The sequence below is a fragment of the Thiothrix sp. UBA5583 genome (genome assembly GCA_002425225.1).
In the GTDB taxonomy this organism is placed as follows: Bacteria; Pseudomonadota; Gammaproteobacteria; order Thiotrichales; family Thiotrichaceae; genus Thiothrix; species Thiothrix moscowensis.
This window is the reverse complement of record DILV01000029.1, coordinates 66,551-91,458: the sequence shown is the minus strand read 5'-3', so window position 1 is coordinate 91,458 and position 24,908 is coordinate 66,551. Positions and strand designations below refer to the sequence as shown.

At 54.1% G+C, this 24,908-nt stretch carries 38 protein-coding genes; 24 read left to right on the top strand and 14 right to left on the bottom strand.

Features of this window, described 5'->3' with window-relative positions; all coding sequences use genetic code 11:
- Positions 1 to 33: 33 nt before the first annotated feature.
- Positions 34 to 567, top strand: a complete 534-nt coding sequence (locus B2U47_RS12115; protein ID WP_296681237.1) for a hypothetical protein — start codon at positions 34 to 36, stop codon at positions 565 to 567.
- Here the strand turns inward: B2U47_RS12115 and B2U47_RS12110 are convergent.
- From B2U47_RS12110 to B2U47_RS12100, 3 genes are all read right to left on the bottom strand, one after another.
- On the bottom strand, positions 551 to 1,660 hold the full coding sequence (locus B2U47_RS12110) for a hypothetical protein (RefSeq protein WP_296681234.1): 1,110 nt from the start codon (positions 1,658 to 1,660) through the stop codon (positions 551 to 553). The genes B2U47_RS12115 and B2U47_RS12110 overlap by 17 nt on opposite strands.
- Positions 1,661 to 1,710: 50 nt before the next feature.
- Entirely contained in the window at positions 1,711 to 2,016 is a 306-nt protein-coding gene (locus tag B2U47_RS12105) for a hypothetical protein (protein ID WP_296681231.1), read from the bottom strand.
- Between the two features lie 70 nt (positions 2,017 to 2,086).
- Positions 2,087 to 2,725, bottom strand: a complete 639-nt coding sequence (locus B2U47_RS12100) for an SCO family protein (RefSeq protein ID WP_296681230.1) — start codon at positions 2,723 to 2,725, stop codon at positions 2,087 to 2,089.
- Positions 2,726 to 2,845: 120 nt separating this feature from the next.
- On the opposite strand from B2U47_RS12100, the gene msrP reads away from it, so the two are divergent.
- Both msrP and B2U47_RS12090 read left to right on the top strand, forming a co-directional pair.
- Positions 2,846 to 3,748: a protein-methionine-sulfoxide reductase catalytic subunit MsrP gene (gene msrP, locus B2U47_RS12095; RefSeq protein ID WP_296681299.1), complete on the top strand. Its 903-nt coding sequence runs from the start codon at positions 2,846 to 2,848 to the stop codon at positions 3,746 to 3,748.
- Positions 3,748 to 4,398 (top strand): sulfite oxidase heme-binding subunit YedZ, encoded by a 651-nt coding sequence (locus B2U47_RS12090; protein ID WP_296681227.1) that lies wholly within the window; start codon positions 3,748 to 3,750, stop codon positions 4,396 to 4,398. The genes msrP and B2U47_RS12090 overlap by 1 nt, the downstream gene beginning before the upstream one ends.
- Here the strand turns inward: B2U47_RS12090 and B2U47_RS12085 are convergent.
- Positions 4,364 to 4,666, bottom strand: a complete 303-nt coding sequence (locus B2U47_RS12085; protein ID WP_296681224.1) for a hypothetical protein — start codon at positions 4,664 to 4,666, stop codon at positions 4,364 to 4,366. The genes B2U47_RS12090 and B2U47_RS12085 overlap by 35 nt on opposite strands.
- A 136-nt stretch (positions 4,667 to 4,802) precedes the next feature.
- Here B2U47_RS12085 and B2U47_RS12080 point away from each other — a divergent pair, with 136 nt between their 5' ends.
- From B2U47_RS12080 to B2U47_RS12065, 4 genes are all read left to right on the top strand, one after another.
- On the top strand, positions 4,803 to 6,071 hold the full coding sequence (locus B2U47_RS12080) for an SUMF1/EgtB/PvdO family nonheme iron enzyme (protein ID WP_296681221.1): 1,269 nt from the start codon (positions 4,803 to 4,805) through the stop codon (positions 6,069 to 6,071).
- A 210-nt stretch (positions 6,072 to 6,281) separates the two neighbouring features.
- Positions 6,282 to 6,542, top strand: a complete 261-nt coding sequence (locus B2U47_RS12075; protein ID WP_296681216.1) for a hypothetical protein — start codon at positions 6,282 to 6,284, stop codon at positions 6,540 to 6,542.
- Positions 6,543 to 6,551: 9 nt separating this feature from the next.
- On the top strand, positions 6,552 to 8,453 hold the full coding sequence (locus B2U47_RS12070; protein ID WP_296681213.1) for an ATP-binding cassette domain-containing protein: 1,902 nt from the start codon (positions 6,552 to 6,554) through the stop codon (positions 8,451 to 8,453).
- 40 nt (positions 8,454 to 8,493) lie between these two features.
- A complete protein-coding gene (locus tag B2U47_RS12065) occupies positions 8,494 to 9,693 on the top strand; it encodes a methionine gamma-lyase (RefSeq protein WP_296681210.1) in 1,200 nt (399 codons plus the stop codon).
- Here the strand turns inward: B2U47_RS12065 and B2U47_RS12060 are convergent, their stop codons facing one another.
- Positions 9,694 to 10,638 (bottom strand): alpha/beta hydrolase, encoded by a 945-nt coding sequence (locus B2U47_RS12060; RefSeq protein WP_296681297.1) that lies wholly within the window; start codon positions 10,636 to 10,638, stop codon positions 9,694 to 9,696.
- 252 nt (positions 10,639 to 10,890) lie between these two features.
- Between B2U47_RS12060 and B2U47_RS12055 the strand changes: the two genes are divergently transcribed.
- Positions 10,891 to 11,484: a DNA-3-methyladenine glycosylase I gene (locus tag B2U47_RS12055; protein ID WP_296681207.1), complete on the top strand. Its 594-nt coding sequence runs from the start codon at positions 10,891 to 10,893 to the stop codon at positions 11,482 to 11,484.
- 126 nt (positions 11,485 to 11,610) lie between these two features.
- Here the strand turns inward: B2U47_RS12055 and B2U47_RS12050 are convergent, their stop codons facing one another.
- Positions 11,611 to 11,958: a winged helix-turn-helix transcriptional regulator gene (locus tag B2U47_RS12050; RefSeq protein WP_296681204.1), complete on the bottom strand. Its 348-nt coding sequence runs from the start codon at positions 11,956 to 11,958 to the stop codon at positions 11,611 to 11,613.
- Between the two features lie 123 nt (positions 11,959 to 12,081).
- Between B2U47_RS12050 and B2U47_RS12045 the strand changes: the two genes are divergently transcribed.
- From B2U47_RS12045 to B2U47_RS12015, 7 genes are all read left to right on the top strand, one after another.
- Positions 12,082 to 12,318: a thioredoxin family protein gene (locus B2U47_RS12045; protein ID WP_296681202.1), complete on the top strand. Its 237-nt coding sequence runs from the start codon at positions 12,082 to 12,084 to the stop codon at positions 12,316 to 12,318.
- Positions 12,319 to 12,396: 78 nt separating this feature from the next.
- Complete coding sequence (locus tag B2U47_RS12040) at positions 12,397 to 12,816, top strand: DUF1801 domain-containing protein (protein WP_296681199.1); 420 nt, start codon at positions 12,397 to 12,399, stop codon at positions 12,814 to 12,816.
- A gap of 265 nt (positions 12,817 to 13,081) precedes the next feature.
- A complete protein-coding gene (locus B2U47_RS12035) occupies positions 13,082 to 13,330 on the top strand; it encodes a hypothetical protein (RefSeq protein ID WP_296681302.1) in 249 nt (82 codons plus the stop codon).
- 2 nt (positions 13,331 to 13,332) lie between these two features.
- Positions 13,333 to 13,809 carry a DM13 domain-containing protein gene (locus B2U47_RS12030; protein WP_296681196.1) on the top strand — a complete coding sequence of 159 codons (477 nt, stop codon included), beginning with the start codon at positions 13,333 to 13,335 and terminating at the stop codon, positions 13,807 to 13,809.
- A 125-nt stretch (positions 13,810 to 13,934) separates the two neighbouring features.
- The gene (locus B2U47_RS12025) at positions 13,935 to 14,174 is read left to right on the top strand and encodes a hypothetical protein (RefSeq protein WP_296681194.1); all 240 of its coding nucleotides are present in this window, start codon (positions 13,935 to 13,937) and stop codon (positions 14,172 to 14,174) included.
- A complete protein-coding gene (locus tag B2U47_RS12020; protein WP_296681191.1) occupies positions 14,069 to 14,326 on the top strand; it encodes a DMT family transporter in 258 nt (85 codons plus the stop codon). Before B2U47_RS12025 ends, B2U47_RS12020 begins: the two co-directional genes overlap by 106 nt.
- 302 nt (positions 14,327 to 14,628) lie before the next feature.
- Positions 14,629 to 15,540: a DMT family transporter gene (locus B2U47_RS12015; protein WP_296681189.1), complete on the top strand. Its 912-nt coding sequence runs from the start codon at positions 14,629 to 14,631 to the stop codon at positions 15,538 to 15,540.
- A 31-nt stretch (positions 15,541 to 15,571) separates the two neighbouring features.
- On the opposite strand, the gene B2U47_RS12010 is transcribed toward B2U47_RS12015, so the two are convergent.
- Entirely contained in the window at positions 15,572 to 16,174 is a 603-nt protein-coding gene (locus tag B2U47_RS12010) for a DUF4395 domain-containing protein (RefSeq protein ID WP_296681186.1), read from the bottom strand.
- Between the two features lie 85 nt (positions 16,175 to 16,259).
- Positions 16,260 to 16,598 (bottom strand): hypothetical protein, encoded by a 339-nt coding sequence (locus B2U47_RS12005; protein WP_296681183.1) that lies wholly within the window; start codon positions 16,596 to 16,598, stop codon positions 16,260 to 16,262.
- A 130-nt stretch (positions 16,599 to 16,728) separates the two neighbouring features.
- On the opposite strand from B2U47_RS12005, the gene B2U47_RS12000 reads away from it, so the two are divergent.
- From B2U47_RS12000 to B2U47_RS11980, 5 genes are all read left to right on the top strand, one after another.
- Complete coding sequence (locus B2U47_RS12000) at positions 16,729 to 17,196, top strand: DUF695 domain-containing protein (RefSeq protein WP_296681180.1); 468 nt, start codon at positions 16,729 to 16,731, stop codon at positions 17,194 to 17,196.
- Positions 17,197 to 17,217: 21 nt separating this feature from the next.
- Positions 17,218 to 18,036: a hypothetical protein gene (locus B2U47_RS11995; RefSeq protein ID WP_296681177.1), complete on the top strand. Its 819-nt coding sequence runs from the start codon at positions 17,218 to 17,220 to the stop codon at positions 18,034 to 18,036.
- A gap of 69 nt (positions 18,037 to 18,105) precedes the next feature.
- Positions 18,106 to 18,501 (top strand): lactoylglutathione lyase, encoded by a 396-nt coding sequence (gene gloA / locus B2U47_RS11990; protein WP_296681174.1) that lies wholly within the window; start codon positions 18,106 to 18,108, stop codon positions 18,499 to 18,501.
- 6 nt (positions 18,502 to 18,507) lie between these two features.
- A complete protein-coding gene (locus B2U47_RS11985) occupies positions 18,508 to 18,711 on the top strand; it encodes a GNAT family N-acetyltransferase (RefSeq protein WP_349675726.1) in 204 nt (67 codons plus the stop codon).
- A gap of 140 nt (positions 18,712 to 18,851) precedes the next feature.
- Entirely contained in the window at positions 18,852 to 19,595 is a 744-nt protein-coding gene (locus B2U47_RS11980) for a DUF5131 family protein (RefSeq protein ID WP_296681169.1), read from the top strand.
- Here B2U47_RS11980 and B2U47_RS11975 read toward each other — a convergent pair.
- From B2U47_RS11975 to vapB, 3 genes are all read right to left on the bottom strand, one after another.
- Entirely contained in the window at positions 19,579 to 20,445 is an 867-nt protein-coding gene (locus B2U47_RS11975; RefSeq protein ID WP_296681166.1) for a three-Cys-motif partner protein TcmP, read from the bottom strand. The two genes, B2U47_RS11980 and B2U47_RS11975, sit on opposite strands and share 17 nt — an antisense overlap.
- A gap of 159 nt (positions 20,446 to 20,604) precedes the next feature.
- Complete coding sequence (vapC, locus tag B2U47_RS11970) at positions 20,605 to 21,006, bottom strand: type II toxin-antitoxin system tRNA(fMet)-specific endonuclease VapC (protein WP_296681163.1); 402 nt, start codon at positions 21,004 to 21,006, stop codon at positions 20,605 to 20,607.
- Positions 21,003 to 21,239 (bottom strand): type II toxin-antitoxin system antitoxin VapB, encoded by a 237-nt coding sequence (gene vapB, locus B2U47_RS11965; protein ID WP_296681159.1) that lies wholly within the window; start codon positions 21,237 to 21,239, stop codon positions 21,003 to 21,005. The genes vapC and vapB overlap by 4 nt, the downstream gene beginning before the upstream one ends.
- 122 nt (positions 21,240 to 21,361) lie before the next feature.
- On the opposite strand from vapB, the gene B2U47_RS11960 reads away from it, so the two are divergent.
- On the top strand, positions 21,362 to 21,946 hold the full coding sequence (locus tag B2U47_RS11960; protein ID WP_296681156.1) for a transglutaminase-like domain-containing protein: 585 nt from the start codon (positions 21,362 to 21,364) through the stop codon (positions 21,944 to 21,946).
- 127 nt (positions 21,947 to 22,073) lie between these two features.
- On the opposite strand, the gene B2U47_RS11955 is transcribed toward B2U47_RS11960, so the two are convergent.
- Positions 22,074 to 22,496, bottom strand: coding sequence for a type II toxin-antitoxin system VapC family toxin (locus tag B2U47_RS11955; protein WP_296681154.1), 423 nt, complete (start codon positions 22,494 to 22,496; stop codon positions 22,074 to 22,076).
- On the bottom strand, positions 22,487 to 22,759 hold the full coding sequence (locus tag B2U47_RS11950) for a type II toxin-antitoxin system Phd/YefM family antitoxin (protein ID WP_296681150.1): 273 nt from the start codon (positions 22,757 to 22,759) through the stop codon (positions 22,487 to 22,489). The genes B2U47_RS11955 and B2U47_RS11950 overlap by 10 nt, the downstream gene beginning before the upstream one ends.
- 10 nt (positions 22,760 to 22,769) lie before the next feature.
- Between B2U47_RS11950 and B2U47_RS11945 the strand changes: the two genes are divergently transcribed.
- Together B2U47_RS11945 and B2U47_RS11940 are read left to right on the top strand one after the other, a co-directional pair.
- Positions 22,770 to 23,093 carry an FMN-binding negative transcriptional regulator gene (locus tag B2U47_RS11945; protein ID WP_296681145.1) on the top strand — a complete coding sequence of 108 codons (324 nt, stop codon included), beginning with the start codon at positions 22,770 to 22,772 and terminating at the stop codon, positions 23,091 to 23,093.
- A 22-nt stretch (positions 23,094 to 23,115) separates the two neighbouring features.
- Positions 23,116 to 23,376: a Uma2 family endonuclease gene (locus B2U47_RS11940; RefSeq protein ID WP_349675725.1), complete on the top strand. Its 261-nt coding sequence runs from the start codon at positions 23,116 to 23,118 to the stop codon at positions 23,374 to 23,376.
- A gap of 251 nt (positions 23,377 to 23,627) precedes the next feature.
- On the opposite strand, the gene B2U47_RS11935 is transcribed toward B2U47_RS11940, so the two are convergent.
- The gene (locus B2U47_RS11935) at positions 23,628 to 23,879 is read right to left on the bottom strand and encodes a hypothetical protein (protein WP_296681142.1); all 252 of its coding nucleotides are present in this window, start codon (positions 23,877 to 23,879) and stop codon (positions 23,628 to 23,630) included.
- Between the two features lie 192 nt (positions 23,880 to 24,071).
- Between B2U47_RS11935 and B2U47_RS11930 the strand changes: the two genes are divergently transcribed.
- Positions 24,072 to 24,908: a DNA/RNA non-specific endonuclease gene (locus B2U47_RS11930; RefSeq protein WP_296681139.1), complete on the top strand. Its 837-nt coding sequence runs from the start codon at positions 24,072 to 24,074 to the stop codon at positions 24,906 to 24,908.

Sequence of the window (24,908 nt, the reverse complement as noted above, 5' to 3'; positions counted from 1 at the left end):
TCCCATCAACAACTTAACTTTCTGGAGCCTCACATGAAAAACACTATCGTTGCAGCAGCTTTCTCCCTCCTGGTTCTGTCTGGTACTGCTTTCGCCGGAACCAACGTCAACGGTTTTGCTTACCAGTTACAAAAAGCCAATGAAATCACCGTGAATGCAGTGGAAGACAAGAACAATAGCAGCAAGGAATCCGTTGTCGGCTCACAGGTGATGTATTCCGAAACCGCCCTGAATATCAACGGTCGTGCTTTGCAAGAAATCCATGTAGCCGAGGCAGCAGTCACCGCAGCCAATGTGAATGACTCGGTAGTGGGCATCCAGGTTGCCAAATCCAACGGTGTCATCAACGTCAACGGTTCGGTTGAACAACTGATGTTTGCTGCGGATGTCGCCGTCAAGGCCAGCAACGTGGACAATTCAGTGGTCGGTGCTCAGGTCATTCACGCCAAGGGTGACTTGAACGTGAATGGCGCGACCAAGCAGATGCTGTTCGCTGAAAACATCGCGGTCTCTTCCAATGGTTCTGGCAAATCCGTGGTTGGTGCGCAGGTTATTGCCGGGCGCTAAGCTGTAGGTACAGCCGATCCAGATTGCTTTGCAAATGTGGGGTGTAGAACAGGCCATGCGCTGCTTCATAGGCACGTATGGCCTTTCTGGTGGGGGCATCCAGCACGCCCGACTGATAGTCACCCGCAGCCAGTTGCTCGGCTTGTTCCAGTAATTGCTGGATACGGGTAATTTTTTCCTTTTCCTTGAGTGTTCCCCAGTCCTTTTGCTGGTTGACCAGATAAGCAGGGTCGCTGGCAGTACCCATGCAGCCATCCAGATTGGCCTCCTCTGCGTAAGCCAGCCCGATGAACCACAAGGCTGCCGCTTCCAGCAACATGTGTTGTGTCCCTTGCACGCCTTCCGCCAGAATGACCTTTTTGCTCAGGGCAACATTGGTATCGCCCGGAACCATGCTGAACTTGATTTCGCCGGAGGTTTTTTGCATCCGCGCTTCAATCAGGGTGGAGCTGAGTTCGGTATTGGTGCCGACGTGCCCAATGGAGGTACTCAGGCCGACGATGGATTCCTGTTTGGCCTTGCCGGTGCTGAACGCCACACCCAGATCGCCGTCTTCCTTGATGTGCGTACCGTGCCCTGCGTCGACTTGCGGGGTTTCATTATCCAGCCGGTTGAAAGAGCCGGACAGGTACACGATGTTGTCAGCACGGTATTGCTGGCTCAGGGCTAAATACTGGGTGGGGTCTAACGTGCCAAATGCCGTGATTGCCGAGCTTTTGAGGCTGTTGCGGCGTAGCAGCGGAATTTCCCGCGAGGGCAGCGCCACAATGTGACTGGGCAACAGGCGGTTGATGATGGCTTTCATCTGTGCCTGATTGTTGTCTGCCAGCGGGCCATCATTGGCGGCTTCCTTGCGTACCGTGCCATCACCAAACTGGTCTTCCTCAATCACCACCAGCATTTTTTTCACCCCCGCAGGGTTGCTTTGGCTATGGTAAGCCCCCTTGCTACCGTATGCCTCAATCACATTGTTGGCAACGCACTGGAGCAAGGGGGTCATGTTACTGACCGCCACCACCGGTGTTTCCTCATTCAGGGTTTTGGTGGAAAGGGTGGTATTGGAACAGCCTCCTGCCAACAGCAGAAGGCTCACTAAAGCCGTTTTTTTCATGATTTTTTATATAGTTGTCAGATTGTTACGGATTAATGGCAGTTCAGGTTAATCGTGTCTGCACTTAATGACTGGTCGGCATCGCTGGCGTTATTGGCCAATTGCAGGAAAGCCACGCAACTGGGCGAAGATACATTATCCACAATGGCGAGTTGCCCGTTGCTTTGATCCAGTGAAACATCGCCGTATTTGCCCGTGCTTTTCGGGCTGATACCGCGTGCCGCACTGATCATCATGGTGGCGGTATTCGGGTTGAAGTCGGGGATTTCCGCAAAATCATTCGCACTAACAGTAGCTGCGAACCATAGGGGAATGAATGCCAGCAATCGCGTTTTCATGTTGCACCTCATCAGGTTAGGGAAATGCATACTAAAGCAAACCCTGTGCCATTATTGTTGTATGGGGACATCATAAGCCTTGTCGGATGCTGTCGGCAACCATCGCTGGGGTAATATTGTGCGGCAGGATTTTCACCGATTTGCCATCCTTGCTCAACAGGTAACTTTGGGAGGTATGGTCAATCAGGTAGCCCATCGCCGAGTTGCTTTCCACTCTGGCGTAAAACGCACCGTATTGCCGGGCAGCCTGTTGCACTTCCTCTGGCGTGCCAGTGATGCCAATGAAAGCAGGGTGGAAATGTTTGGCGTAAGCCATCAGCTTTTCGCCATTGTCGCGTTCCGGGTCGACGCTGACGAATACCGGTTGTACTTGCGCCAATTGTTCGGCAGACAATTCGCGTAATCCGGCGGAAATGATCGCCAGTGAGGTGGGGCAAATATCCGGGCAAGATGCATAGCCAAAATAAACCAGTACCAGTTTGCCGCTGAAATCACTCAGTTTGAGCGGTGTGCCGCCTTGTGTCAGGGTGAAATCCCCGCCGAATTTGCCAGCGATTACCGGAACGGTGGTACCGTTGGCATCGGTCGTGATCATGTCGGGTTGCATCCCGTCTGACTGGGCTGAGTTGCTGGATACATAATACTTGGCAACAGCAATGCCGACCGCAAATGCCAGCAGGCCGATGATGAAAGTGGCAGGTTTGTTCATGTTGCTTCCCGGTAAAGGTCAAAGTCATTGGCAATGTCTGGCAAGCATAGCTTTGTTGCAGGGTATTTGCATCCAGATGCCGCTTTGTAGCGTAATAGCTGAAACAGGAGGTATCCCATGATATTCATCAAACACCCACACGACTTGCGCGACCACGATGTTACTGACGAGGCATTGTACCGGCAGAGGCGGCAGTTCCTTAAATCCCTTGGCGGCTTTGCCTTGCTGGGGGCAGGTGGAATACCGCTGCTGGCCAATGCTGCCGGGGAGGATGAGCCAACGCCTTACGAAGACATCACCACTTACAACAATTTCATCGAGCTGGGGCAGGGCAAGCAGGCGCCTGCCTTGCGTGCCGACAAGTTGCGTACCAGCCCGTGGACAGTCACGGTTGATGGTGAATGCGAGAAACCCGGCAAGCTGTTGCTGGAAGACATCCTCAAGCAGAACCCGACCGAAGAGCGTATTTACCGCCTGCGTTGTGTAGAGGGCTGGTCGATGGTCGTGCCTTGGCTGGGTTTCCCACTGGCAGGTTTGCTGAAACGTTTTGAGCCGACTTCCAAAGCCAAGTACGTGCGTTTTGAAAGCCTGTATGACCCGGAACAAATGCCGGGGCAAAAAAGCCGCGCCTATGACTGGCCTTATGTGGAAGGTTTGCGCATTGACGAAGCCATGCACCCGCTGACTCTGATGGCAACCGGCTTGTATGGCAAAAACCTGCCGGGTCAGTGTGGCGCACCCTTGCGTCTGGTCGTGCCGTGGAAATACGGTTACAAAAGTGCCAAATCCATTGTGCGTATCAGTTTCGTTGAGGAACTGCCGACCACCTTGTGGATGGCAACCGTGCCGGATGAATACGGTTTCTACGCCAACGTCAACCCGCAAGTCAGCCACCCGCGCTGGAGCCAACGTAAGGAACGCCGCATCGGTGAATTCCGCAAGCGCGATACCCAGATGTTCAACGGTTATGCCGAACAGGTTGCGAGCCTGTATAGCGGCATGGATTTGCAGGAAAACTTCTGATGCACATCCGTGAACCGTATTTCAGCAAACTGTTCAAGCCTGCTGTGTTTGCGTTGGCACTGGTTCCGCTGGCTTTGCTGGGTTGGGGCGTGTGGCAGGATACGCTGGGAGCAAACCCGATCGAAACCGTGACCCGCAGCCTAGGCGAATGGGGCTTGCGTTTCTTGCTGCTGACCTTGCTGGTATCGACGTTGCGGCGGGCAACGGGCTGGGTACAGGTGTTGCGGTTGCGGCGCATGTTGGGTCTATTTGCCTTTTTCTACGGCACGTTGCACTTGCTGAGTTATGTATGGCTGGATCAGTTTTTTGACTGGGAAGAAATCTGGCTCGACATCCTCGACCGGCCTTTCATGACCGTGGGGATGCTGGCGTTTGTGCTGATGGTTCCGCTGGCAGCAACCTCGTTCCAGGCGGCTATACGACGGTTGGGGCGCAACTGGCAGCGCTTGCATAGGCTGGTTTACCCGTTGACTCTGCTGGGGGTGTTGCATTTCTGGTGGCTGGCGGACAGCAAGGTGCGTACCGATATGCCACTGGTGTATAGCGTGTTGCTGGCACTGTTGCTGGGGGAGCGGTTGTATCAGTTTGCCAGAAAGCGTGGGCAGGGCAGGGTGCTCAGCCGTGCGGGTGGTTCCTCAGGCATTGCCTGATGCAAGCCAGAATATCGTGTTCCAGCTTGAGGATATTGCCAACCCGCATGTATGCGCCCAGAAAGGATACAACCCGGCGTGCCAGTTGCTGGAGATCTTCGTGTGGGGCAATAACGGCGGCATTCAGGTTTTCACCGTCTTGCTGGAAACTGCAAATCAGGCTGCTGAGTGGGAAAAAGTCACTGCCGACCTGCATGGTCAGGCTGTGGGAATGTTGGTTGATCAGGACAAAAGATTCCTGTGCCATGCTGACGATGGGGTTTTGCATGGTTGTCTCCTGCGGCGATGGTTATTATTGCAATGCACAATAGTTTGCAGCGAGTGGTGGGGAAGGTCAACTCATTCACATCCTGCGGTTTGTCTGCTATTAATGTAGCACCCATTCGATCAATCAAGCCGAAACCATGCCTAAAGCCTTTATCAGCTACGCCCGCGACGGCGGCCACGGTGAAAATCTTGCCGCCGAAATTCAGCAGCAATTGCAGGCGGCTGGCTTTGCCGTATTCCGTGATGTCATCGGCCTGAAACCCGGCGATGTCTGGTATCACAAGCTGGAGTTTGAACTTGAAAGCAGCAATGTGATGGTGTTGGTCGTCTCCGAAAAGGTACGCACGTCCAAGTGGGTGCATAACGAAGTCAGCATGGCGGAGGAAATCGGCATTCCGGTCATTCCGGTGTTGGCGGAGAAGGTGCGTTATCCGTTGTGGTTGCGGCATTTGCAGATTCTGGATTTTTGTGGGGCGAGGGATTGGGCGGTGTTGCTGGGGGCGGTTGGGGATCGTGCGGGAAGACCCTCACCCCCCAGCCCCCTCTCCCGCCAAGCGGTAGAGGGGGAGCAAGAGAATGCGACACCTCTTAGCCCCTCTACCTCCGGGAGAGGGGTTGGGGTGAGGGAATCGCCCGTTTGGGCGCAGGATGCAGGGCAAGACCAATACGGGCGCTACGCCGACCTGCTGGTAAAAGGCGTCACCCAGCGCTTCCGTTGGATTGAACCGGGGACTTTCTGGATGGGTTCGCCTGCATCCGAGCCGGAACGTAATGCTGATCGGGAAGTCCGCCATCAGGTAACGCTGGGCAAAGGTTTCTGGTTGGGCGACACAGCTTGTACCCAGGCTTTGTGGAAAGCGGTCATGGGTAACAACCCCGCCATCTTCAAAGACAGTGAAATCAACCCGGTGGAGGAGGTAAGCTGGGACGATACGCAAGAGTTTTTCCAGACCCTGAATAGCATGGTGTCCGGCCTGAATGCACGGCTGCCGACAGAAGCTCAGTGGGAATACGCCTGCCGGGCGGGAACCCATACCCCGTTTTCTTTCGGTGATAACATTACACCTGAGCAAGTCAATTATTACGGTAATTATCCCTACGCCAATGGCAAGAAAGGTTTATACCGGCAGAAAACCGTTCCGGTCAAATCGCTTCCAGCCAATCCGTGGGGTTTATATGAGATGCACGGCAATGTGTGGGAGTGGTGTCAGGATGCATGGCAGGAAAAATTACCGGCGGAGCCGGTAACAGACCCGGAGGGTTCAGGAGGAGCTGGCGTCCTGCGCGTGGTGCGCGGCGGCTCGTGGCTCAATGACGGCAGGTCCTGCCGTTCTGCCTACCGTGACTGGTTCGTGCCTGATGGGCGTAACGTCGACCTTGGCTTCCGGCTTGTGCTAGGTCATTGAGCTCAGGCCATGCAGGGCAGCGGAGCCGCCGCCGGAGGCGGGGTTTCTTGCGCGGCTGACGCAGACAAATGCAGCGGCGTTACCGGAGTAGCCGCAGCGTTTGTTGGAGTCAGACGCGCTCTTGGCGGGGTGCAGGGGCAGCGCCCCTGCCGCGCAGCGGCGGTGAGTTTGGTGGTATACTCGCGCCAGAAAGTAAGCTGGAGTCACGGTGTGTCTGATTTGGAAAATATTCGGCAGAAAATACAAAAACTTAATCCTGAGCAGTTACAAATGCTGGCAGGTTTTGTAGGCTTTCTGTTCGGTCAACAGGATGGGACGATTGCCGCAGATGCAGAGTATTCTACGGACTATACCGCATGGCGAAATAACTTGCGTAAAGATGTCGGTTTCATCGAAAAATATGCTAATGATCCTGTGCATTTGGATGAAGATGCTGATTTCCTTTCCCGCGACGAAGCCAACAAACGATAGAGTTCTCCCATGCTAGTCTTCTCCGACCTCACCCTCCGGCGCGGCGCTAAAGCCCTGCTGGAATCCACCTCCTTCTCCATCCACCCCGGTCAGAAAGCCGGTGTTACGGGTGCGAACGGCGTTGGCAAATCCACCCTGTTTGCCCTGATCCGGGGTGAAATCTCGCAGGATACCGGCAACTTTTCCATGCCGCCCGGCTGGGTCATTGCCCACGTCAAGCAGGAAACGCCCTCCAGCCAGCAGTCCGCGCTCCATTACGCGCTCGAAGGCGATACCGAATACGTCAGTCTGCACGCCCAGCTCGAACATGCCGACGGCGCACACCTCGGCGAACTGCACGCCCGCCTCGACGCCATCGACGGCTACACCGCTGAAAGCCGCGCCGCCACCCTGTTACACGGCCTCGGTTTCAAGCCGGAGGAAATCACTCGCCCGGTCAGCAGTTTTTCCGGCGGCTGGCGGATGCGCCTCAACCTCGCGCAAGCGCTGATGTGCCGTTCCGACCTGCTGCTACTCGACGAACCCACCAACCACCTCGACCTTGATGCGGTCATCTGGCTGCAAGACTGGCTGAACAGCTACCGTGGCACGCTGCTGCTGATTTCGCACGACCGCGAATTCCTCGACGCCATTTGCACCAATATCGCGCACATCGAACACGGCAGGCTCACGCTCTACACCGGCAACTATTCCACCTTTGAAATCACCCGTGCGGAAAAACTCGCCCAGCAGCAATCGGCCTACGAAAAGCAGAAGCGCGAACGCGAACACATGCAGAAGTACGTCGACCGTTTCCGCGCCCAAGCCACCAAAGCCCGTCAGGCGCAAAGCCGTCTGAAAGCGCTGGAACGCATGGAAGTGATTTCCGCCGCGCACGTCGATTCGCCGTTCCATTTCAGCTTCCGTGACCCGGAAAAGTTGCCCGACCGCCTGCTGCATGTGCGTGAAGCCCGCCTCGGCTATGCGGATAAAACCATCATTGACAAGGTGGAACTGCAAATTTTCCCCAGCGACCGCATCGGCCTGATTGGCCCCAACGGTGCGGGCAAATCCACCCTGATCAAGTTCCTCGCGGGCAAACTGCCAGCGCAGGCGGGCGAAAGCTGGCAGGCTCCCGACCTGAAAATCGGCTACTTCGCCCAGCACCAGCTCGAACAGCTCAAGCCCGACCAGTCGCCGCTGCAACACCTGCGTGAACTCGACAAGCAAGCCCGCGAACAGGACTTGCGCAACTTCCTCGGTGGTTTCGCCTTTCAGGGGACACGGGTGGAAGAGGCCGTCGCGCCATTTTCCGGCGGTGAAAAAGCCCGCCTCGCGCTGGCCTTGCTGATCTACCAGCGCCCCAACCTGTTGCTGCTCGACGAACCGACCAACCACCTCGACCTCGACATGCGCCTTGCCCTCAGCATGGCCTTGCAGGCATTCAAGGGCGCAATGCTGATTGTTTCACACGACCGCCACATGCTTAAAACTGTCACCGACAAGCTGCTGCTGGTCGATAGCGGCAAAGCGGTGGAATTCGATGGCGACCTCGACGACTACGCCGTGTGGCTGCAAAACCGTTTCCGCGCCGAAGAAGCGGCTGCCAAACCCTCGGATGAACCTGCCGCTGCCCACACTTCTGCCGGTCGCAAAGACCAACGCCGCGAATCCGCTGAACGCCGCAAACAGCTCCAGCCCTTAAAGCGCAAGGTCGAAAAACTGGAGCAGGAGATGGACAAACTCAACCAGCAAAAAGCTGTGCTGGAAACCCAACTCGCCGACCCCGACATTTACAACGAAGCCAACAAAAACCGGCTCAAGCAACTGCTGCTCGACAAGAGCAACACCGATGCCAAGCTGGAAGAGGTGGAAATGGCGTGGATGGAAGCCAGCGAAGCATACGAAACCGCCAGTGCCGCTGGGGAGTAATTCTGTTCCGCTACATCGAAAATACGCTTTGGAGGAAACCATGAGCCAAGCAACCGACCAGAAAATGGGCTTTTCTACCCGCGCCATTCATCATGGATGGGATCAGTATGCTGGAACCGGCGACCTCAATCCGCCGATACACCTGAGTTCCACCTACACCTTCCCGACGGTGGAAGACGGCATGAAACGGTTTGCCGGGGAGCAGCAGGGCTACGTCTATTCACGGGTTGGCAACCCCACCACGGTGTTGCTGGAACAGCGCATCGCTGATCTGGAAGGCGGCGAAGCAGCATTGGTCACGGCTTCCGGCATGGGCGCGACCGCTGCATTGTTGTGGACATTGCTGCAACCGGGCGATGAAATCATTGCCGACAAGACCCTGTACGGTTGCACCTATGCGTTTTTTAACCACGGTCTGCACAAGTTCGGTGTGACCATTACCCATGTCGATATGGCTGACCCCGCCAACCTGGCGGCAGCGATCAGTGCGAAAACCCGCATGGTGTTCTTTGAATCGCCCGCCAACCCCAATATGCGGTTGGTGGATATTCCGGCGGTTGCAGCCATTGCCCATCAGTACGACAACTGTAAGGTAGTGGTGGATAACACTTATTGCACCCCCTATTTGCAACGCCCGCTGGAACTGGGGGCGGATTATGTGGTGCATTCCGCCACCAAATACCTCGGCGGACACGGCGACCTGATTGCCGGGGCAATTGTTGGCGATGCTGAAACGCTGACCCAGGTACGTTTCTACGGCATCAAGGATATGACCGGTGCGGTAATGTCGTCGCAGGATGCGTTTCTGGTGCTACGCGGTCTGAAAACGCTGGCACTGCGCATGGATCGCCACTGCCAGAATGCGCAAGCGCTTGCAGAGCTGCTGGTCACTCATCCCAAAGTGGCGGTTTGCCATTACCCCGGCTTGGCAAGTTTCCCGCAATACGCATTGGCACAGCGGCAGATGGCGCAACCGGGCGGCATGGTTGCGTTTGAACTCAAGGGCGGCTTCGAGGCTGGCTGCCGTTTCATGAATGCGCTCAATCTGATCACCCGTGCCGTCAGTCTGGGCGATGCGGAAAGTCTGGCGCAACACCCCGCCAGCATGACCCATTCCACCTACACCCCTGAAGAACGGGCAGAACACCTGATTAGCGAAGGGTTGGTGCGTGTTTCGGCAGGGCTGGAGGATACGGCGGATTTGCTGCGGGATGTGGAACAGGCGCTGGAGGCAGCCTGATCAGTCTTGCCAGCGCAGGATGCTGGCAATGGCGTTGGGCTGCAAAATCAATTGCACATGCGTTATTCCTTCCAGCAGGGTGATGGGGATAGGGTTGCCAGCTTCCCGGAATACCGGCTCGAACTGTTCTGCCACCACCACCTTGTCAGCCTTGCCCACAATGATGCGCAGCGGTTGGCGGACAGCGCGGATAGTAGCACGGTAGTTGGCTGGCGGGCGGAAGTTGGTCGCTAGTGCAAAGGAATACGTTGCGGTTAATTCCCCCGCCGCAGCCGGATCAAGCGCAAAGCGGGTCACTGGCAGGTGATTGAAAGCGGTGATACCGAAACCATTCAGGATATTCAGGGCAAGCATTCGTGGCACACCCATGCTGACCCAGCCGCATTCCGGGCGATAGGTTGGTGCATCCTGACCGAGGAAGGGAGCCAGCAGCAGGTAATGCTGGAACAGGTGTTGCCGCTCACTGCCCGCCACCCGCAAGGCAAAACCGCCGCCAGAGGAAAAGCCCACCAGTGTGCAAGGCTGCGTCGGTTGTACGGCCTGCATCCAATCGCTGATATCATCTTCCAGTTGTCCCAGATAAGCAATCTGCCCACGTTGCCCGCTTGCCCCATGCCCGCGCATATCCAGCGCGTAGGCGTGCAAGCCGTTGCTGGCAAAGGCTTTCGCCAGCACATGCATACTGCGGCTGTTGGCAGAGGAACCGTGTATCAGCACCACGCTGCCCCGCGCTGAGCTGGCGGGGTAGTGGCGGTAGGCCAGCGGGGTATGGTCTCGCGCCGCTGCGTAATCCAGTGTTGGCAGGTCAGAGAAATCCACCTTGTTGAACGGTTCGCTGACCCCGCTCAAGGGCGGCAGGGGTTTGGGATCGCCGAAAACCAGTGCAGCCGTGAGCAGCAGCCCACCGATCAGCGAAATGCCGGTTAATAACAGGATGAGGGTCATTATCACGGGTTAGATCCTTATGCTTTCATTCGCCAGTACAGGACGGAATCAGCGCTGCCAATTCCTTGCCGTCCACCTCCTTCGTAATCCATCAGCAAGGGCAGATGCAAGCACGGAATATTCTCAGACGCAAGCCGGTACGCATACAGTTAAAAAACAGACATACCCGACATCCTGACAGTACGTTGTCAGGGGTCTTGTACTACACTGCGGTTTTGGGCACACACTGCTGGCTGAACCCCTTGGTGAAACATGACAATCATTGATCCAATACTCTCCGCCCCGTGCCGTTGCGCCTGGGTAGATTTGAGCAAACCCGATTACGTCGCCTACCATGATGAAGAATGGGGCGTACCCGTCCACGATGACCGCAAACTGTTCGAGTTCATCGTGCTGGAATCGGCGCAAGCGGGCTTGAGTTGGTACACCATCCTGCGCAAACGTGAGAATTACCGGCAAGCCTTCGACAATTTCGACCCCGAAAAAATTGCGCTCTACGACGCTGCCAAAGTCGAGGAATTGCTCGGCAACGCTGGAATCATCCGCAATCGCCTGAAAGTGTTGGCAACCATCAACAACGCGCAACGCTTTTTGGAAGTGCAGGCAGAATTCGGCAGTTTTGATGCCTATCTGTGGCAGTTTGTCGGTGGCAAACCCATCGTTAACCATTGGCGTACACTGGCTGAATGCCCCGCCACCACCCCGGAATCGGATGCGATGAGCAAGGATTTGAAAAAGCGCGGCTTCAAATTCATGGGTTCGACCGTGTGTTACGCGCACATGCAGGCGACGGGGATGGTGAATGACCATACGCTTGATTGCTTCCGGCGGAATGAGGAACGTTAAATGGACACCATCGGCATCACCCTAACCGACACTCTTGCGCCAATGAAAAAGCACCCTGTATAGAGACGACCATGCATATCCGACCCCATTATCACTTGCTTGTGTCGGCGGGCATGATGATGTTCCTTATTGCACGTCGTCAGTCGCTGAGCGGATGTCGTTATCCAGGCGTTGTAGTTGGGCAATGATCGCCGCCAGCTTTCTGCCATTGTCTGTCAGGGTGTATTCGGTGTGAGGTGGTATTTCCGGGTAAACCTGACGGGATAACAAGCCATATGCCGTCAGTTTGCGCAGGCGTTCACCCAAAACTTTGGTGGAAATGCCGTCGATATGACGTTCCAACGCACCGGGGCGGGAAATGCCTTCCGCAATTGCTTGCAAGACAGAAACTGACCATTTACACCCGACCACATCCTCCAGTTGTCGATAGGTAGAGCGGCTTGATGGTGGTTTTTTTTCTGTTTTGTTTTTCATGAGGTTACACCATAAGGTAGGTAGGGAACCAAAAAGTGCCTGCTGTTTTTGGGCGGTGCAGGGGGCTAAGCTGTGGGTGTGTCACTGAGGCATCCACCGTAACAATTTCAGGAGAAAAATGCCATGAAAACCAAAGCTGTTTTTTATCATGCCGGTTGCCCGGTATGCGTTGCTGCTGAACAAACTGTCGCCAATGCTCTCGACCCCGCCCGCTATGATGTGGAAATTGTCCACTTGGGTGAGGATAAGACAAGGTTAGCAGATGCTGAAGCAGCGGGTATCCAGTCTGTGCCTGCCTTGGTGATGGATGGTGGGGTTTTCCATATCAATTTTGGGGCTGGCATTGATGCCTTGCGCTAAACTCTTGGTTTGATAATGGTTGCTCTGCCTGTTATGCGGGCGGGGCAACATTTATTTCACCCCTTGAAGGTTCACCCAATGGCTGAAGCTAAAACCAAGCCAACCGATGCCAGCGTTGATGACTACATTGCCGCCAAAGCCAACGAAGCGCAACGCGCCGACTGCATGGCGCTGATGGCGATGCTGCGCAACGTCACACAGCACGACCCCAAGATGTGGGGAGCGAGCATCGTGGGTTACGGCTCATACCGGTACACTTACGCCAGCGGGCACAAAGGCGAATCCTGCCTGACTGGCTTTGCGATCCGTGGGAAGGATCTGGTTGTGTATCTCGTCGCAGAAGGCGCAGAACAGCAAGACCTGCTAGCCAAACTCGGCAAACACAAGATGGGTAAGGCTTGCCTGTATATCCGCCGCTTGAGCGACATCGACCTAACAGTCCTCGAAAAACTCGTCGTCGGCTCAGTCGCTGAGATCACGCGCCGCTACGGCACTTAACCTTGCCTTGCGTTTGCATACCTACTCAAAAACCTTGGTGGGAAGAGACATGCACACCTGCATCGCCCTGTTCCGGGGCATCACTCGCGGAAAAGGTGGAAAAAAAATCTGGGTGTTCCTGCCACTGCCCGCAACTGGAATACGGTCAGCAAGTTACTGTTGATGCTGCCACGCACAACACCTACTTGACCCCATGCTTACTGCGAGTATTCATTTACAGCTACTTTAGCCTGACAATGGCATGACACCATAAGAGGATATATCAATGAATCAATTACCTATGGCTAACGGTCAGGCAACAACCCTGAAGAAACTGTTCAGCCGCCAAACGAGTATCGGTATCGACATCAACGCTCCAGCGGCGACGTTATGGGTATTATCGACCGATGCCAGCAAATTTGTCGCGTGGAACAGCACAATCCTTGAACTGACCGGCACTGCCTACGAGCTACACAAATTTGAACAGGAATGCAGCGAAATATACATCTATGATCTTGCGTATAGGAGAAGTTAATCATGAAATTACGGACGTTTGTTACCCTGCTGTTCTCCCACGCTATCGTTAGTGCGCTTGGCTTTGCGGCAGGTATTTACTGGTTGCCTATTCTTATTGCGCCAGCCGCGCCCACAGTGGCAGAGGTATCCGCAGCGGCAGGGGCGGCGACTTATAAAGGGGAGTTCCGGCGCGATCTCAAAGACAGTGACGGGCTGCACTGGGGCGAGGGTAGCGTTTCAGTGGGTACGGATTCGATTTCCTTGATGGGTAAATTGGCTCCAGGTCCTGATTACAAGCTCTACCTTTCACCAACGTTTGTAGAAACGGAAGTCGACTTCAATCGCCTGAAACCACAGATGGCATTGGTGGGTGATGTCAAAACGTTCAACAACTTTGTCGTCAAGGTTCCGCCCGGCATCAACCCGGCGCAGTACACCAGCGTCATCGTCTGGTGCGAAACCTTTGGTCAGTTCATCACCTCAGCAAAGTACCAATGACAGGAAAACTTAAACCGGGTGCCATGAGGGTGAATCCGTCACTATAGGAAACATGACTTTAGCAGATACCGTAACCACCAAACCATGTACCACAGAAACGTTTACCCCATCCCTGTCATCCCCGTATGACGCCCCGTAACCTGTTTGACCTGATCCTGCTGGCAGCCCTGTGGGGCGGGTCATTCCTGTTCATGCGCTATGCGGCTCCGGCGTTCGGGGCGATTCCGCTGATCTGGCTGCGGGTGGCGATTGCGGTGGCGTGCCTGTTGCCCTTGCTGTGGTGGCGCGGGCAAAGCGGGCAGCGGCGCTGGCGTTCGTGCTGTTTTTCCGGCTGCTGGCGGAAGTGGGCGCATCGCGGGCGGTGACAGTCACGTTCCTGATCCCGGTGTTCGGGGTGCTGTGGGGTAGCCTGTTTCTGGGCGAAACTGTTAGTACGCCGATGCTGGTGGGTGGGGCAGTGATTGTGCTGGGAACGGCGCTGGCGACCGGGGTGTTGCGTTTACCTGCCCGTCGGTAAACTTGCACGTAGCAGATGGAGATGTCGCTGAAAACCGCACTGGAGCGGGGGGTGCGGACGGGGGAAATTACCCTAGAACGCTGGATGGCGAAACTGATCTCGAAGACTTGCTGCACAAAACCGCCAGTCCCCTGTATAGTGTCCGCCATGAACACCATCACTTTTCCATCCACCTTCGCCACCCGCTGGCTAAAGCCCCGCCTGACAACGCGGAGCAGCTAGTTTTTTGCCTTTTTACTGATTAGCTGCGGGAGAACCCTCAGCCAGTTGGTCGTCATCCCGCAGCCCCTACGGAGTCCAACATGCGGGAGCAACATCCAGACACGGCACGGCAACGCCATTTCCGAACCGGCTTGTTATTGGCAGTCATGGGTACAGCCCTGTTCGCCCTAAAGTCGATTTTCATCAAGCTGGCTTACGCGCAAGGGGTGGATACGGTCACTTTGCTGACCTTGCGGATGCTGGTGGCTGCACCCTTTTATCTGCTCATGCTGGGTTGGCTGTTGCGGCAGTCAGCAACCGTCAAGCCTTTTCCCAAAGAGCTGGCAACCGTCATGTTGCTGGGTTTTATGGGTTATTACCTGTCGTCGTGGCTGGACATGCAGGGCTTGAATTATATCTCCGCGCAACTGGAACGGCTGACCTTGTATACCTACCCGATCATGGCCACGCTGTTGGGCTGGTTTTTCCTGCGTGAAGCGATTACCCGGCGTATCCTGTTGGCGCTGGTGCTGACCTACAGCGGGGTGATGCTGTTGTATGGGCATGAGGCACAATTGGGTGGAGAAAATGCAGCTCTGGGTGTGGTGCTGGTGATGTCCGCTGCCTTGATCTTTGCGTTTTACGTGATATTCAGCAAAGCCCTGATCGGGCGCTTGGGCAGCCGTTTGTTTACCTGCGTTGCCATGCTGACTTCAACCGTGTTTGTGTGCATCCATTTCCTGTTGACCCACCGGCTTACTGATTTGCTGGTCAGTCCAATGGCTTGGGGCTATGTGTTGCTGCTGGGTATTTTCAGCACGGTGTTGCCGAGTTTCATGGTCAGCGAAGCGATTGGGCGGATTGGGGCGGCACGTACCAGCATCGTGGGTACATCCGGCCCCATTATCACCATCCTGTTGGCAGTGCTGGTACTGGGGGAGCCATTCGGCTGGTTCCATCTGGCAGGCATGGTGCTGGTGATGACCGGTGTGGGGATGCTGGGCAAGCCATAAAGCCCGCATCCCCGCCAACCGGTTTGGCAGTTTACATCACCTGCCAGACCATGCCCCCGGCAATGCCCAGTGCCAGCAAGGCAATAATGGCTTGTAGCGGGCTGATCCGCTGGATGTCGTCCTTGTCGCGCAGTTCGCAGACCCCGCCGGGGCACAGTTCGGGCGGGGTTTTGCCAAACCAGTTGTATATGACACAACCAATGCAGATGCCAAATGCTGTTTCACTGAACAGTAGTACCAGACAGGCCAGACAGATGTAGATTTTGATCGGGGTCATCATTTCCAGGATGACAACGAAGCCGAACATGATCACTGACAGTACCAGCCCGATGCTCCAGGCAAAACGTTTCTGGCTTGCCCCGACATATTCCGGTTTCTGCCGGGAAACAAAAAAGCGCCCGACAATCAGGCTGGGTGCATATTTGGGGTTAATCAGCACGCGCACGAAAAAATCCAGCATGAAATACGTGATGAAAATGCTGGTGTAGCGAAAATCCATCGTGCGCCAGGCATACAGGAATGACAGTAAGGCGAGTACAAACAGGATACCAGCCGCCGCCCGTGCTTCACGTTCATTCAGGACGCGCACGGCGTAGCCGTCCACTTGTTCGCCAAAATACAAAAACTTGTTCATTGTGACCTCTTGTGACAGGAATGCTTGCCCAGCAGCACATGACGCCGCTGGTTTCGGGTAGTTCAAACAAAAAGCTTGTGACAGGTCAGGCAATGGGGGGGCGATAAAGCAGGTCAACCCGTTCCGGCAGGGACGGCAAGGGCAAGGCAGGGGGGACAAAATGGCTGGCAGGTGCGACCGTCAGTGTGACCGGCAGGCTCAGGATGAACTGGGCGTGCTGGAACTGGTCGCAATGGCAGGTATCCGCTGCTGTTTGCCCGTCAGATAGCTGCTGCTGGTCAAGGCAACAATGGTGATCTCCGCCCTGCGGCATGGTCTGGCTGGCAGCGGGGTTGCCTTGTTCATGGTGGCACAACACCGTTGCTGACCACACCGGCAGGGCGGTCATCAGCAGAATGAGCAATGTGACGATGTATTTGCGCATGAAGCAAACTCTAGCAGAAGTGTCTGCTGTGCGCAAAAGTCCATGAGCTAGCTGTTGCTCAGGTTTTACCTGTCGTATGCGACGATTTAGCTTAAGATAACGCCCTTGCAGCAAACCCAGGTGAATGAACATGACAGACAACTCAAGCAACCCCGCCGAACCCTTATGGACAGTCGTCCAGCAAGCCGCCGCCGATGACGGTTTACACCTGTTAAGGATGCTGGATGTGGGGGAGAATTTCCCGTTTCGGAATTACCCGGAACGCTTCAGCATTTTGTGGGAGTTTACCGAACTCGACGCCGAAGGCTTGCCCAGTGCGGCAGAACTCACCCGCATGAAGGATTTTGAAAACGCCTTGTGTGCGGTGATGCAAGCCGACCATGCTGCCTTACTGGTGATGGTGTTCACCGAGCCTGCCCACCGCGAATTTATCTGGTTGGCACGCAACAAATCAGTCTTCCCGAACCGGCTCAATACTGCGGAAAGTTTGGGCGCTAAACTGCCCATCACCCTTGACCATGAAACCGATGCGCAAGGCGAGTTTTACCTGTCGTATGCGACGAAAGTCTTTGAGCGCCTGCAAGCGGCGAAACCCTGAACTTTGGCTGGAGGTAACACCATGCAAAACTTCGGCTACAAAATCATGAAAAAGAACTTCGTGGACGAAGCGCCCGTGGTTCACGCCGCCATTGCCCAGCAACGCCCGTTGGAGGTTGGTCTGTATTCGGGCGATGCGGAAATCTGGGAATTTATCGTTGCCACTCTGCGTGATGCTGCTCAGCCCATCCCCATCAACACCCATTTCAACCATTACCAAGGGACACTGTTTGGGCTTGACCGCTACGAAGAACCATTGCGCCAGCAGTTTGCCTCTGCCAAAGCACTTGGTTCGGCGTATTCCATCATGCACGCACACACCTATTCACTCAGCCAGCGCCCGGCGTTTCGTGAGGCACTGGGCGAACATCTGGTGCGGCAATTGCGTTTGCTGGAACGCTTCTGTGCGGAATACGACCATCCTGTCCACATCGAGAATACCTTCCACTCGCTGGCGTTTTATCGCTGGCTGTTTGAGCTGGTGGAGCGGCTGGAATTGCGTTACGTCCACTGCTGTTTCGACATCGGTCATGCCAAGATTTGGTCGCCGGAAAGCCTGCCGCAATGGTTGCAATGGCTGCATGAACTGGAAGGCAAAGGCGTGCGGCTGCATTTCCACCTGCACGCCAACAACGGGCTGACCGACCAGCACCTCACTTTTGTGGAAAGCGAAAGTCTTGGTCTGAACCAGGCGGATGATTACACGCAGGTGTGGGATTACTTCACGGCGCTGGCGCAATTGCACCGGCAGTTTCCTGATAGCCGCAAGGTGTTTGAGGTCAAACCGGCGCTGGCTGTGGCGAATATGGAACTGGTGATGGCGCGGCTGGCAGCGCACTGAATACTGTGAGTTTGCCGCTATGACCCGATCGGGGCAAAATGGGCGGATTGTATTGTCAGGAGTTTTACCATGCGAATCCTTCACACCATGCTGCGCGTCGGCGATCTGGAACGCTCGATTGCGTTTTACACCAATGTCCTCGGTATGCAACTGCTGCGCCGCAAGGATTACCCGGCGGGCGAATTCACCCTTGCCTTCATCGGTTATGGCAACGAAACGGAGAATACCGTGCTGGAGCTGACCTACAACTGGGGCGTGGACAAGTACGAACTGGGTACGGCGTTCGGGCATATCGCGCTGGAAGTGCCGGATGTGTACGCTGCTTGCGAGAAAATGCGGGCAGCGGGCGGCAAAATCATCCGCGAAGCCGGGCCGATGAATGCGGGCACGACCATCATCGCCTTCCTCGAAGACCCGGATGGTTATCAGATTGAGCTGATTGGAGAGAAGCACCAGCGTGGTTGATGTTACCTGTCTGCTCTGGCGGTTGACCAAGACTACCAGCGGCAGGGCATCGGCAAGCAATTGCAAATCCTCACCCTGCAGCAATTGGGCAGGCATTGCAAACTGATACTGATTGCCGCTCCAGCGGCGAATGCGTATTACGGGCGGATTGGGTATACGCATATGCCGTGTTGTTGGGTGTGGGATGGGGGGCTAGACTTGAAATCCTGATAGGGTTACCGGCATTATGCTGAAGAATCAGAAAATGCTTTTGTTCGTTCTTTGTTCGGTTTATTATAACAAGTATTACAATGGATGTTTGTGAGCAAACAACAGGATATTGAGACAGCCCAAACATGGAGGGCATGGTTATGAGTACGCAAAGCAAAATTGAATGGACAGAACAAACATGGAATCCGGCAACTGGCTGTACAAAAATATCGCCAGGATGTAAGCATTGTTACGCTGAGACAATGGCAAGACGTTTACAAGCCATGGGAACACCGGGCTACGATAACGGTTTCAAGCTATCGCTGATGCCTGAGCGTTTGTCACAGCCGCTGACACGCAAGAAGCCGACCATGTATTTCGTCAATTCCATGTCAGATTTATTCCATGAAGACATTCCTGATCAGTACCTTGAGCAGGTATTTGATGTAATAAGACAAACACCTCACCATACCTATCAAATTCTAACCAAGCGAGCGACACGGATGCGTGAATTCTGCATGGGTCGGCATGTGCCGGAGAATGTTTGGTTAGGTGTAACGGTTGAGGATCGTGAATATGGCATTCCGCGTATTGATGAGCTACGTCATATCCCAGCTAAAATACGTTTTTTGTCGGTTGAACCGCTGCTGGAACATTTGGGTTTAATTGATCTGTCAAATATTCATTGGGTCATTGTTGGTGGTGAAAGTGGCCCTAAAGCAAGGCCAATGAAACCAGAATGGGTATCCAGTATTCGTAGACAATGTGAAAATTCAGGTTCCAGTTTCTTCTTTAAGCAATGGGGAACCTGGGGAGCAGATGGCGTAAAACGTAACAAGCATCTTAATGGGCGAACTCTGGATGGTGCTATATGGGATAGTTATCCTGTTACTGCGGAGATTTAAGGATATGATTGGCAACCTTTAACGCCAACCCTATTGCTTTTGGGTCTGGATTTGATATGCAGAAAAACAGGGAAAACTGTTGGGGCTTTCTATCGTGTGGTAGGGGCAGTGGTTTTGAAACGCGAGGAAAGCAGTTTTCCAATCGCTGTTTTACCCACTTTTCCATATCTGTCATGCTGACACGACTAACTTTTTCTGTTGATCCAAACAAATCCTGTGTTTGCTCCCTCTTGTAAAGTTCAGTTTTCCATGAATCTGTGCCCAGAATCTTGTTGAGATTTCTCTCTTTATAATCTTCAATTTTCTCAAACTCATGGTTGAGTTGTCGGTTCATTCCGCTGATGGGAAATAAAAACCAGACATCCAAAGAGCGGGTAGAGGCTATAGCTTCCAGGGTTTTCCATTCCACACTGTTACCATACGGATCAAGAAAGAGAACACCCCGATATTTTTGTGATTGCCATGTTTTCTTGTTACTGCATATATTCTGAAGTACTTGATTGGCATCTGAATTTTCAATTCTTATATGTTGAGACGGATACTCTTGTTTTAATGCTTCCAATGCATTGCAACGTTCTTTGCTAGCTTCAATGAATAGATAGCGGTCAAACTTCCGTTCAATATCCAATGCTATTCTGGCAGAACCATCGTATGTTAGTTTCTGTTCATTTTCTCCCAGTAACGGAGCATCAGGTATTTTTTCCGAACGGTTTCCTGATCCTGCAAATGCATCGATATAGAGAAGTTCATAAGGTTTATTTTTCAATGCTTGAGTATAAAAATCGAGGTATTTTTTTAGTATCTCCAACTTGATTTCAGTCCATGCACCGCCAAAGTAATGATCTGCCATTTGTTAGTCCTTATCTGATAATGACGATAATCTTAGTTGACAATAATTATTTGCATCATAGCACATTTGCCGTTTTGATCGTCAATAATGAGGTGCATTGACAAGTATGAGGAGACGTAGTTTCTACCGAGTATTGAGAAACAGCTCAAGCAATGTTGGTTAGCCAACCCAATTATCTAGCTTCAACCCCTTAACCCGCTCAAACTCTTTGGTGTTATTCGTCACCAGCGGCACATCCAGACTCAGCGCATGGGCGGCAATCATCATATCCAGCGACCCAATCGGCTGACCGCGTTTTTCCAGATCAGCCCGCAGTTCGCCATACAGGAAGGTGGCGGATTCGTCGTAATCCACAATACGGAACGGCAACAAAAAATTGTTCAGGGCTTCGAGATTGGTTTGTACCCGCTGGCTTTTCTGTGCGCCGTAGTAAAGCTCCGAAGTAGTCACGGATGAAATGAAAACGCTGCCGGGTTGCAATTGCCGAAAACGCTGGAGCACTTCCGGCGGTTTGCGCTTGATGAGGTAAATGCAAATATTGGTGTCCAGCAGGTAGTTCATGCAAACAGGTCTTCACGTTGTTGTTGTGCGGGTTGCTCGCGTCCATCTGCCATGAAATCGGCTGAAAACTGCTCAAGGCTCTTGAACAGGCTGTCCCATGAGTTGCAGATAGGGTGTAGGATCAGGTTGTTGCCGATCTTTTTCACTTCCACCTGCTTGCCTTCAAAGCGGAATTCTTTCGGGATGCGCACCGCCTGACTCGCGCCATTCTGGAACAGGGTCGTGGTTTGCATAAGTGAATACCTCCAACTGAAATATATATTTAAAGTATATATCCAGTATATTGCATTTTGCCAGTTCAACAATAGTGCGGTAATAATCTGCCCAATGTAGCCATGCCACAGGAGCCACACCGATGAACACCGATCTGAATGCCTACCGGGTCAGCAGCCCATACATCGACTGGCAGCACCCCGAGGTATTGGCCACCGCCACCGCCTTGGCGGCAGGGTTGGAATCGCCGCCAGCCATTGCCCAAACCTGTTTTGAATTCGTGCGTGACCAGATCAAACACAGTTGGGATTACCGCCTGAATCCCGTGACCTGCAAGGCATCCGACGTGCTGCGTTTCGGCACGGGCTTTTGCTATGCCAAGAGCCATTTGCTGGCGGCGCTGCTGCGGGCGAATGGTATTCCGGCAGGTTTGTGTTACCAGCGCTTGACCATTACCGATGAGCCGCCGTTTTGCCTGCATGGCCTGAATGCGGTGTACCTGCCGGAATACGGTTGGTATCGGTTGGATGCTCGCGGCAACAAGCGGGGGGTGAATGCCGCTTTTTGCCCACCGCTGGAAAAGCTGGCGTTCCCGATCCTGCATCCGGGCGAACAGGATTTGCCGGGCATCTGGGCAGAGCCGCTACCCGTGGTGGTGGACGTGCTGGAGCGTTACCTAACGGTGGAACAGGTAGCGGAAAACCTGCCGGATCAGCCCATTCCCTGAGCAACTGGCTCAACCAGTGCCAGTCATCGGTGTGGACGATTCCTCCGACACACCGGGCAGGTAGACGCCGTTATCGAGATGGGGGGTGAGACGGGCGGCGATGTCGTGGTAGAGGGCCATGGAGGAATCAATCCTCAAACCAGTTCTCAATGGCTAGCTGCTCATACATGCTGAAATCGCCCACATTGCGTGTCACCAGAAGCAACTGGTTGGTGAAGGCAACGGCAGCAATTTCACCATCGGCAAATGGGACACTGATACCTTGTCGGGCAAACCGGGCGCGTTCCAGGGCCAGCCATACCCCGGCAGGCTTTTCGTAGGGCAATATCGGCAAACCGCTGCATTCCAGTGCTTGCAGATAAGCCGCAAGTCCATCCTTACGCTGGGAATCCGCCAGCCGCGCAAGGCCATAGTTCAGTTCATGCCAGACGGTGACAGTGGTGCAATATTCACCGGCATGGGTGTCCAGCTTATGCAATACATTGGGATTGGGCTGCTTTTTGGTGGGTTCGGACAGGATGTTGGCATCCAGCAGGTATTTCAGTCCCATGCAAACTCCCGTGCCGGGGTACGGTCACGCCAGCTATCAACCTCTTCGTCACTCAGGTCAATGCCACCGTATTGTTCACGCCATTGCAGGATGGCCTGGAACACGCTTTTACCGGTGCTGAACAGTTGCTGGTAGCGCTCTTCGGAAATCAGCACGGCGACTGGCCTGCCGTGGCGGGTGATGTGGATGTCGTCGCCTGCTTCGGCGGCATGGATCAGGCGTGGCAGGTTGTTCTTGGCGTAGGCAATGGTGGTCAGTTCCATATCCAATAAAATGACGGGCGTACCCACCTGGAATTACGCCGCCGTGCATGTTTACGGGCGTGTCAGTCTGATCAACGATCCCGAAGCCTTGCGCGAACTGGTTAACCGGATGAGCCGACATTTCGAGGGGGATAGTGAAAACGCCTGGGTTCCCACCTACCCGGACAAAATGCTGGAGGCCATCACGGGATTTATCATGGAGGTGGATGAAGTGCAGGCAAAATACAAGCTCAGTCAGAATCGTAGCCCAAAAGACCGGGAAAATGTCGCTAATGCATTGCAAGCCAGCCCGGCGGAGACTGACCGGTGTGTCGCCACATTGATGCAAAAATAGCTTCTAATGATGAAGAAAACGAATTTTCTATAACAAACCTGCGTTTGCGTGGCTGGAAGCCCACAGCGACCGTAGCAGCAAGTTTGCCCATTACCGTTCAATTCCGGGCTTGCAGGATTATCTGCTGGTTGACCCTGAAACCGTCTCCGTTGAACATTTTCAGCGCCTGAAACAGGATGAATGGCTGCTGCGTGTCTATAGCCAACTGGACGATGTGCTGGTACTGGATACGCTGGGAATCAACCTGCCGCTCAGGGAGTTTTACGATCTAGCGGCAAGTTGATTCGTCGCGGCTTGTTTCAGCGTGCGTGACTATGGCAGGGATACGATACAGTTTTCCCTGCCAGCCTGCTGCACAGTTGCCTGCATGATCGCAACTGCTATCAGCAACTGACGCAGGCATTTGCCGCCCTGATCCAGCAAGAAACCGTTGCCGGAATGGGAACCTGATGAGGTGTGGCAGGCATTTTTGCAAATCAACAGTCTGGATGATGTATGAAAACTGGAAGATGATTAGGGCTGGATTCCTGGCTCTCAGCAATCAGACAACCGGTTGCCCTTGGCATCGCGGCAAATCACGATCAGCGCCCGCGCCATGTAGTCATTCACCCCGTATTCCATCACCCGCAATTCGGCATCAGCATAAGCTGCGTTGAATTCTTCTGCGGAATAACGCTGGTAGCTGATGTTGGTACAGTTTTTTTCGATATAACGGTCGGCACATTGCTCGTCGGCGAACACGATGGCACGCACCCATTTTTCACCCATCACAAGGTAGTTTTTCATAAGCTAATGACCTCATTGGTCAGGAAATGTATAAGAATCAGGCTTTGGGTGCTTGAAAAATACCTCAAAGCCGCGTAGTACTGCCTTGGTCATAACGTTAATGCATAAAGTTCATCATCGACATGAAGTTTTTGTTGCAATGCAGCAAATTACAGACAAGCGTATACCTGCAACCGAAGGGAGTCGAATACCATGAAAATCAAGTTTGCCAGCCAACCCATTACCGCGCTGTTTATCCTCGGCAGTTTGACGGCCTGTTCCGGGGTAGCCATTCCCGTACCTGTTCCCGGTGGTAGCGGTGCTGGCGGGGCAGTCGGCAATGGCATGACTGCCGGTAGCGAAGGCAATAGCTGTCAGGGCGATTATTTCAATGGGGCGCAACCCCGGCTGGTGAATGGCAATCTGACCAGCCAAACCCGTGCGGTGTGTTTTTCCGAATATTCCGTGCTGCATTCCGGTGTAACCCGCACGCCGTTGTGGGCAAGTGAACGCCTGACTGCCGGTGAATTGCTGGCAAACATCGACCGCAAGGATAATTTCCACGCTGAGCCATCCTTGCCTGCCGCACAGCGGGCGGAACTGGCGGATTATGCCAATTCCGGTTATGACCGGGGGCATCTGGCTCCGGCGGCTGATATGCCGACAGTGGAAGCCATGAGTGAAAGTTTTTCATTGGCGAACATGACCCCGCAAAACCCTACCAACAACCGGGGGCTATGGTCTGCCATCGAGTCCAAAACCCGCAATCTGGCAATGCAGCGCGGGGAATTGTTTGTGGTTTCCGGGGTGGTGTTTGCGGGTGCGACCCTCCAGCGCATCAACAACCGGGTACTGGTTCCCAGCAACTATTTCAAGGCGGTGTATGATGCCAATACCGGCGAAAGTGGCGCATACTGGGTCGCCAATGATGCCAACAGGAACTATAAGGTAGTCAGTATCGCCGAGCTGACCCAACTGGCAGGTATTGACCCGTTTCCCGGTATCAGTGCTGCCAGCAAGGCGGCTGTTATGCCCCTGCCACAACCGTGA